General features: G+C 67.5%; 8 protein-coding genes. 5 read left to right on the plus strand and 3 right to left on the minus strand.

Features of this window, described 5'->3' with window-relative positions:
* Positions 1 to 305: 305 nt before the first annotated feature.
* The 3 genes from A5709_RS23095 to A5709_RS23105 all read right to left on the minus strand — a co-directional run bounded on the left by A5709_RS23095 (position 306) and on the right by A5709_RS23105 (position 2,827).
* Positions 306 to 842 (minus strand): DUF1003 domain-containing protein, encoded by a 537-nt coding sequence (locus tag A5709_RS23095; RefSeq protein WP_067945140.1) that lies wholly within the window; start codon positions 840 to 842, stop codon positions 306 to 308.
* Complete coding sequence (locus tag A5709_RS23100; RefSeq protein WP_067945141.1) at positions 839 to 2,146, minus strand: magnesium transporter MgtE N-terminal domain-containing protein; 1,308 nt, start codon at positions 2,144 to 2,146, stop codon at positions 839 to 841. Before A5709_RS23100 ends, A5709_RS23095 begins: the two co-directional genes overlap by 4 nt.
* Positions 2,147 to 2,215: 69 nt before the next feature.
* The gene (locus A5709_RS23105; protein ID WP_068122767.1) at positions 2,216 to 2,827 is read right to left on the minus strand and encodes a DUF4190 domain-containing protein; all 612 of its coding nucleotides are present in this window, start codon (positions 2,825 to 2,827) and stop codon (positions 2,216 to 2,218) included.
* Positions 2,828 to 2,986: 159 nt separating this feature from the next.
* Here A5709_RS23105 and A5709_RS23110 point away from each other — a divergent pair, with 159 nt between their 5' ends.
* The 5 genes from A5709_RS23110 to A5709_RS23130 form a co-directional block, all read left to right on the plus strand.
* Positions 2,987 to 3,514: a general stress protein gene (locus tag A5709_RS23110; RefSeq protein WP_067945145.1), complete on the plus strand. Its 528-nt coding sequence runs from the start codon at positions 2,987 to 2,989 to the stop codon at positions 3,512 to 3,514.
* Positions 3,515 to 3,569: 55 nt separating this feature from the next.
* Entirely contained in the window at positions 3,570 to 4,952 is a 1,383-nt protein-coding gene (locus A5709_RS23115) for an extracellular solute-binding protein (protein ID WP_369827395.1), read from the plus strand.
* The gene (locus tag A5709_RS23120; RefSeq protein WP_068122773.1) at positions 4,949 to 5,866 is read left to right on the plus strand and encodes a carbohydrate ABC transporter permease; all 918 of its coding nucleotides are present in this window, start codon (positions 4,949 to 4,951) and stop codon (positions 5,864 to 5,866) included. Before A5709_RS23115 ends, A5709_RS23120 begins: the two co-directional genes overlap by 4 nt.
* Positions 5,856 to 6,698, plus strand: coding sequence for a carbohydrate ABC transporter permease (locus A5709_RS23125; RefSeq protein ID WP_067945152.1), 843 nt, complete (start codon positions 5,856 to 5,858; stop codon positions 6,696 to 6,698). Before A5709_RS23120 ends, A5709_RS23125 begins: the two co-directional genes overlap by 11 nt.
* 4 nt (positions 6,699 to 6,702) lie before the next feature.
* A partial coding sequence (locus A5709_RS23130; protein ID WP_068122776.1) for an ABC transporter ATP-binding protein occupies positions 6,703 to 7,614 on the plus strand: 912 nt, incomplete at its 3' end.

Genomic DNA, 7,614 nt, shown 5'->3' on the forward strand with positions numbered 1-7,614 from the left:
GCCACCGGGGTGATGTTGGCGTGCACCGGCGGGAGTTTTACCGGGAGTGAAGGCGCCCCTCCGCTCACCGCTCCGGCAAAAATCAACGGGGTGATGGTGGCGACCCCGAACACGCGCGTGCGTGATACCTGAAGTGCTCGTTGCCGCTCCGCCGCGGCGGCCGGGTGTGCACCCCGGCGTCCCCCTATGCGCACTCGACCGTCCTAGGTATGTGAGCTGGTCAACTGCTTCTCAGCCGTGAACTAGATCACCATACATAACTCTTGTGACCAGAGTGGCGCAATGGTCGGAACTGGTTCTCGTCCCTATTTCTTAGGGTTGCGGTCCGCGCCGGCACCGCCCGGCGCCGCCTCGGAGCCCTCGGATTCGGTGTCCAGATTCTCCAGCAGGGAGCGTAGGTCCTCGAGCTCGTGACGCAGATATTCGCGGGTCACGACCTCACCGACGGCCAGTCGCACCGCCGCGAGTTCCCGGGCCAGAAACTCGGTGTCGGCCTTCGTCTGCGCCGCGCGATGGCGATCCTGCTCGAGCGCGACGCGGTCGCGATTCTCCTGACGATTCTGGGCGAGCAGAATCAGCGGCGCGGCGTAGGCGGCCTGCGTGGAGAAAGCCAGGTTGAGCAGAATGAAGGGGTAGGGGTCCCACCGCAGCCCCACCGCGAACAGGTTCAGCGCAATCCACGCCACCACGAGGATGGTCTGCACCAGCAGGTAGCGGCCGGTGCCGAAGAAACGCGCGATCGATTCGGTGATCTGGCCGACGGCTTCGGGGTCGAGGCGAGGCGAGTACCTGCGCGACGTCCGCGGGGTGTAGAGCCGGCGCGGGGTCGAGGACGTGCTCACGCGGATCCTCCCAGTTCTTCGAGCCGGCCGCTGACGTCGAGCGACTGCACATCGACCCGCCAATCGTGTGGCAACAGGTGATCGAGGAGGTCGTCCACCGTCACCGCGCCCAATAGGTGGTTCTGATCGTCGAGGACCGGTCCGCACACCAGGTTGTAGGCGGCCAGATAGCGGGTCACGGCCCCCAGCGGCGTCTCCGGCGTCAGGGTGAGCAGGTCGTTGTCGACTATCCCGCCGACGAGCTCCGCCGGTGGTTCGCGCAGCAGTCGCTGCAGCTGCACACAGCCCAGGTACCTACCCGTGGGTGTGGAGGTCGGCGGGCGCACCACGAAAACCATGGACGACAGGGCGGGGGTGAGGTCGGGGTCGCGGACCCGGGCCAGCGCCTCGGCGACCGACGTGTCGGGGGTCAGCACCACCGGATCCGACGTCATCAGGCCGCCCGCGGTGTCGGGCGAATGTGCCAGCAGCCGACGCACCGGGGCGGAATCGCCCGGATCCATCCGGGTCAGGAGCATCTCGGCGTCGGTCGGATTCAGCACGCCGAGCAGGTCGGCGGCATCGTCGGGATCCATCTCCTCGAGCACGTCGGCCGAGCGTTCGGTGCCCAGTACGGATAGCACGTCGGCCTGGTCAAGCTCGGGCAGTTCCTGCAGGACATCCGCCAGCCGGTCGTCGTCGAGCGCTTTGAACACCTCGTAGCGCCGCTTGGGCGGCAGGCCGCGGATGGCGTCGGCCACGTCCACCGCCTTCCAGCCCTCGAACTGGTCCAGCAGCTGCGCCACCCCCTGGCCCGGCAACGACAGCGCCGAAGGGGTCAGGCCCTGCACGTTTTGCCAGTCCACGACGTGCACGGGGCCGCGCCGGCCCAGCCGGCGCTGACTGCGGACCGCGACGCGGCTCACCATCCAATCGCGGGTGCGGATTTGTTCGATGCCCAGGTCGGTGACGACGACGTCGAGGCCGGCCAGCTCCGGCAGCGCGGGGTCGCTGACCCGGACCTGGGTGTCGAGCACCTGTCCGATCGCCAGCACCTCGCCCGGGCGCTGTTCGAAGTGGCGCAGCGACACGCTGCCGGTGTTGAGCGTGACGGCCTCGGGCTCGATCGCGGTGACCCGGAGCATCGGGATGAAGATGCTGCGCCGCGTCGCCAGATCGACGACCAACCCCAGCACGCGGGGCTGCTGACGCACGATGCTGATGCTGATCACCACGTCGCGGATCCGGCCGAAGGACTCGCCGAGTGGACCCAGCACCAACATCCGCGAGAGCCGGGCGATGTACACCCTGTTGACCGATGCCATGGGGAAAGCCTAGGCAGCGCCGGGCGGTCGGGCAGATGGCGGCGGTGTTGGCCCGCCTACGGCAGGGTGCTAACGCGAGTGCATCGCGAAGATCGCGAAGATCAGGCCCACCAGCAGGGTTGCGACGCCGATGACGATGCCGGCGACCGCCAGGCCGTAGCCGTCTTGCTGGGTGCGCTTGATCTGATTGAGCGCGACCGCCCCCATCACGATGCCCGCGATCGAGCCGAGGCAGCAGCAGAACACGCCGCTGAACGACGAGATGAGTGACGCGATAGCGAGCTTGTTCGTGCCAGGCTTGATTCCGCTCGGCAGCCCGTAGCCGCCAAGGTAGTCCGGTGCGGGGTAGTAGCCGCCCGGATAAGACGGTGGCCCGTAGCCGGCGGGCGGCCCACCGAATTGCGGAGGCACCGGCTGGTACGGCGGCGCGCCGTAGCCCGGCGGCTGCTCGTACCCCTGCGGCTGCCCGTATCCGGGTGGCGGCGGGTAGTGGGCCCCATAGCCAGGGTGCTCGGTGGGATACGCCGGCGGCGGGTAGGCCGGGGGCGGATATTCCTGTGCCGCCGACGCGGGCGGCTCCCACGGCGCCTCTGGCTGCCCCGGCACCCCGCTGCCGGCGGACGTCGGTTTGGCCTGGTCATCGTGGGAGCGTTCGCCGAAGTCATCGCCGGGCGCTGTCATGCTGTTCAACCTAGCCGATGCCCAGGTGGGGGATTGGCGGCGAATCGCCGCGGGCCCGCCGACCCCGGCGTCTTGTTTTCCCAGGTTGGTGCGCGTCGCTGGATAGGCTATGAAGGCCCGAGATGTGAGCTTGGCCGGGGCGGAGGAGAATGAGCAGCAATGACTAGTCCTTTCCAGCCCGGTCAAGTTCCCGGCGCCACGCCCCCCGGCGCGGCGGCCGCTCGGCGCGGCGTGCCCTCGCTACCGACCCCACCCAAGGGCTGGCCGGTCGGCTCCTATCCCACCTACGCCGAGGCGCAGCGCGCCGTCGACTACCTGTCCGAGCAGCAGTTCCCCGTGCAGCAGGTGATCATCGTCGGCGTCGACCTGATGCAGGTCGAACGAGTGACCGGCCGGCTGACGTGGCCCAAGGTTCTCGGCGGCGGTGTGCTCAGCGGGGCCTGGCTGGGCCTGTTCATCGGGCTGGTGCTCGGATTCTTCAGCCCGAATCCGTGGGCTGCGCTGGCCACCGGCCTCGTCGCCGGTGTGTTCTTCGGTTTGATCACCTCCGCGGTTCCGTACGCGATGGCCCGTGGCACAAGGGATTTCAGCTCGACCATGCAGTTGGTGGCCGGCCGTTACGACGTGCTCTGCGATCCGCAGAACGCGGAGAAGGCACGGGACCTGTTGGCGCGCTTAGCGATTTGAGGCCGCGCGCGAGAGGTGTGAATCGGTGGTGAAACGTCCCGGGCGCCTGCGCCGGATGGGCGTCATCGCGCTGGCGACGGTGACCACCATGGCGGCGCTTTCGGCCTGCGGGTCCGCCGGCAACGGGCTGGTGATCACCTTCTTCACGCCGGCCACCGACTCGGCCACCTTCACGGCGGTGTCCCAGGAGTGCACCAGGCAATCGCGGGGACGGTTCGCCGTCCAGCACGTGAGCCTGCCGCGGGGTCCCGGGGAGCAGCGAGTGCAGCTGGCGCGGCGGCTGAGCGCCCACGACCGCGGGCTGGACGTGATGGGACTGGACGTGGTGTGGACCGCGGAGTTCGCCGAGGCGGGCTGGGCGCTGCCGCTGTCAGACGATCCCGAGGGTCGGGCCGAAGCCGACGCCGCCGCTGACACCCTGCCCGGCCCGCTGGCGACCGCCCGCTGGAAACACAGACTCTATGCCGAGCCCATCATCACCAACACCGAATTACTCTGGTACCGGCCCGATTTGGTGAGACAACCGCCGCAGGATTGGGACGCGATGGTTGCCGAAGCCGCCCGGTTGCACGCCGCGGGTCAGCCCGCCTGGATCGCCGTGCAGGCGAACGAGAATGAGGGCCTGGTGGTGTGGTTCAACACGCTGCTGGTGACTGGCGGCGGTCAGGTGCTCTCCGAGGACGGCCGCCAGGTCACGCTGACCGACACGCCCGCTCACCGGGCCGCGACCGTCAACGCGCTGCGCATCCTCAAGTCCGTCGGTACCGCCCCCGGGGCCGACCCGTCGATCAGCCGGACCGACGAAGGCACGGCGCGCCTGGCGGTCGAACAGGGCAAGGCCGCACTGGAAGTCAACTGGCCGTATGTGCTGGCCTCCATGCTGGAGAACGCGGTGAAGGGCGGCGTCCCCTTCCTGCCGCTGAACCGCGACCCGGCCCTGGCGGGCAGCATCAACGACGTCGGAACGTTCGTGCCCAGCGACGAGCAGTTCCGCATCGCCTACGACGCCAGCCGGCGGGTCTTCGGATTCGCGCCGTATCCCGGTGTGGCGCCGGGCCGGCCGGCCAAGGTGACGCTCGGCGGGTTGAACCTCGCCGTGGCGAGTACCACCCGCCACCGCGCGGAGGCCTTCGAAGCTGTGCGCTGCCTGCGCAGCCTGCAGAGCCAGAAGTACGTTTCGATGGCGGGTGGCCTGCCGGCGGTCCGAACGTCGTTGTACTCCGACCCACAATTCCAGGCCAAATATCCGATGTACACGATCATCCGCCAACAGCTCACCGACGCCGCCGTACGGCCGGCGACTCCGGTGTATCAGGCGCTGTCGCTGCGGCTGTCGGCGACGCTGAGCCCGATCACCGAAATCGACCCGGAGCGAACGGCCGACGAACTCACCGCGCAGGCGCAGAAGGCCATCGACGGCAAGGGGCTGTTGCCGTGACCGCCACCGCCACCGCCGCCGCGCCGCGCCCTCGGGCCCGAAACCAGTTGCCGGAACGGCGACTTGCCTTTGTGCTCGTCGCGCCTGCGGCGATCCTGATGCTGGCGGTGACGGCCTACCCGATCGGCTACGCGGTGTGGCTGAGCCTGCAGCGCAACAACCTCGCCACCCCTCACGACACCGCGTTCGTCGGATTGAGCAACTACCAAACGATCTTGACCGACCGCTATTGGTGGACCGCTCTGGCCGTAACCCTGGGAATAGCAGCGGTTTCGGTGTCGCTCGAGTTCGTGTTGGGCCTGGCGCTGGCACTGGTGATGCACCGCACGCTGGTCGGCAGGGGCCTGGTGCGCACCGCGGTGCTCATTCCGTACGGCATCGTCACCGTGGTCGCGTCGTACAGCTGGTACTACGCGTGGACGCCCGGAACCGGCTATCTGGCCAACCTTCTGCCGCAGGGCAGCGCACCCCTGACCGCCCAGATCCCGTCGCTGGGCATCGTCATCCTGGCCGAGGTTTGGAAGACGACCCCCTTCATGTCGCTGCTGCTGCTGGCGGGGCTGGCGCTGGTGCCCGAGGACTTGCTGAAGGCCGCCCAGGTCGACGGCGCCGGCCCGTGGCGGCGGCTGATGCGCGTCACCCTGCCCATCATCAAGCCGGCGGTGGTGGTCGCGTTGCTCTTCCGGACGCTGGACGCCTTCCGCATCTTCGACAGCATCTACGTGCTGACCGACGGCGCCAACAACACCGACTCGGTGTCAATCCTTGGTTACGACAATCTATTCAAGGGGTTCAACGTCGGATTGGGCTCGGCGATCAGCGTGCTGATCTTCCTCTGTGTGGGCATCATCGCGCTTGTCTACATCAAGGCGTTCGGCGCGGCGGCCCCCGGAGGTGACGTCGATGGCCGGTAACACAGCGAGCACCGGGCGGGCCTGGGCCGGCTGGGTCCTGCTAGACACCGTGGTGGTGGTCTACGCACTCGTTCCGGTGTTGTGGATCCTCAGCCTCTCGCTCAAGCCGACGTCAAGTGTCAAGGACGGCAAGCTGATTCCGTCGTCGGTCTCCCTCGAGAACTACCGCGGCATCTTCCGCGGCGATTTGTTCGGGTCGGCACTGGTCAACTCAATCGGGATCGGGTTGATCACCACCGCGATAGCTGTGGGGCTCGGCGCGATGGCGGCCTACGCGATCGCCCGGCTCAACTTCCCGGGCAAGCGGATGCTGATCGGCGCCACCCTGCTGGTCACGATGTTCCCGGCGATCTCGCTGGTCACGCCTCTGTTCAACATCGAACGTTTCGTCGGACTGTTCGATACCTGGCCCGGCCTGATCCTGCCCTACATCACATTCGCGCTGCCGCTTGCCATCTACACGCTGTCGGCGTATTTCCGGGAGATTCCGTGGGATCTGGAGAAGGCGGCCAAAATGGACGGCGCGACACCGGCCCAGGCGTTCCGCAAGGTGATCGTCCCGCTGGCCGCGCCCGGCGTGGTCACCGCGGCGATCCTGGTGTTCATCTTCGCGTGGAACGACCTGCTGCTGGCGCTGTCGCTGACCGCCACCAAGGCGGCGATCACCGCGCCGGTGGCCATCGCGAATTTCGGTGGCAGTTCGCAATTCGAGGAACCGACCGGATCGATCGCGGCCGGTGCCGTCGTGATCACGGTCCCGATCATCGCTTTTGTTCTAATCTTCCAACGAAGAATCATCGCCGGGTTGACCTCCGGCGCTGTGAAGGGATAGCTCGATGGCCGAGATTGTGCTGGACCATGTCACCAAGAGCTACCCGGACGGCGCCACCCCCGTAAAAGACCTCAGCATCACCATCGCCGACGGTGAGTTCCTGATTCTGGTCGGCCCGTCGGGGTGCGGTAAGACGACAACGCTCAATATGATTGCCGGCCTTGAGAACATCTCGTCGGGCGAGCTGCGCATCGGTGGCGAGCGCATGAACGAGAAGGCGCCCAAGGATCGGGACATCGCGATGGTGTTCCAGTCGTACGCGCTGTACCCGCACATGACCGTGCGGCAGAACATCGCGTTTCCGCTGACGCTGGCCAAGATGAAGAAGGCCGAGATCGCCCAGAAGGTAGAGGAGACCGCCAAAACCCTTGACCTGACTGAACTGCTCGACCGCAAGCCCTCCCAATTGTCGGGCGGGCAGCGACAGCGGGTCGCGATGGGCCGGGCGATCGTGCGCCACCCCAAAGCCTTTTTGATGGACGAGCCGCTGTCCAACCTGGACGCCAAGCTGCGCGTCCAGATGCGCGGTGAGATCGCGCGGCTGCAGAAGCGGCTGGGCACCACGACCGTCTACGTCACCCACGACCAGACCGAGGCCATGACGCTGGGAGACCGGGTGGTGGTGATGCGCGGCGGAGTCGCCCAGCAGATCGGCACCCCCGACGAGCTCTACGAACATCCGGCCAACCTGTTCGTCGCGGGGTTCATCGGCTCGCCGGCCATGAACTTCTTCCCGGCCACGTTGACGCCGACCGGGCTGACGCTGCCGTTCGGGGAAGTGGTGGTGACACCGGAAGTCCAACAGGTGATCGCGCGACACCCCGCGCCGGAGAGCGTCATCGTCGGGGTGCGGCCCGAGCATCTGCACGACGCGGCTTTGATCGATGGGTACCAGCGCATCAGGGCGCTCAGCTTC

This window comes from Mycobacterium sp. E1386 (assembly GCF_001672745.1).
GTDB lineage: Bacteria > Actinomycetota > Actinomycetes > Mycobacteriales > Mycobacteriaceae > Mycobacterium.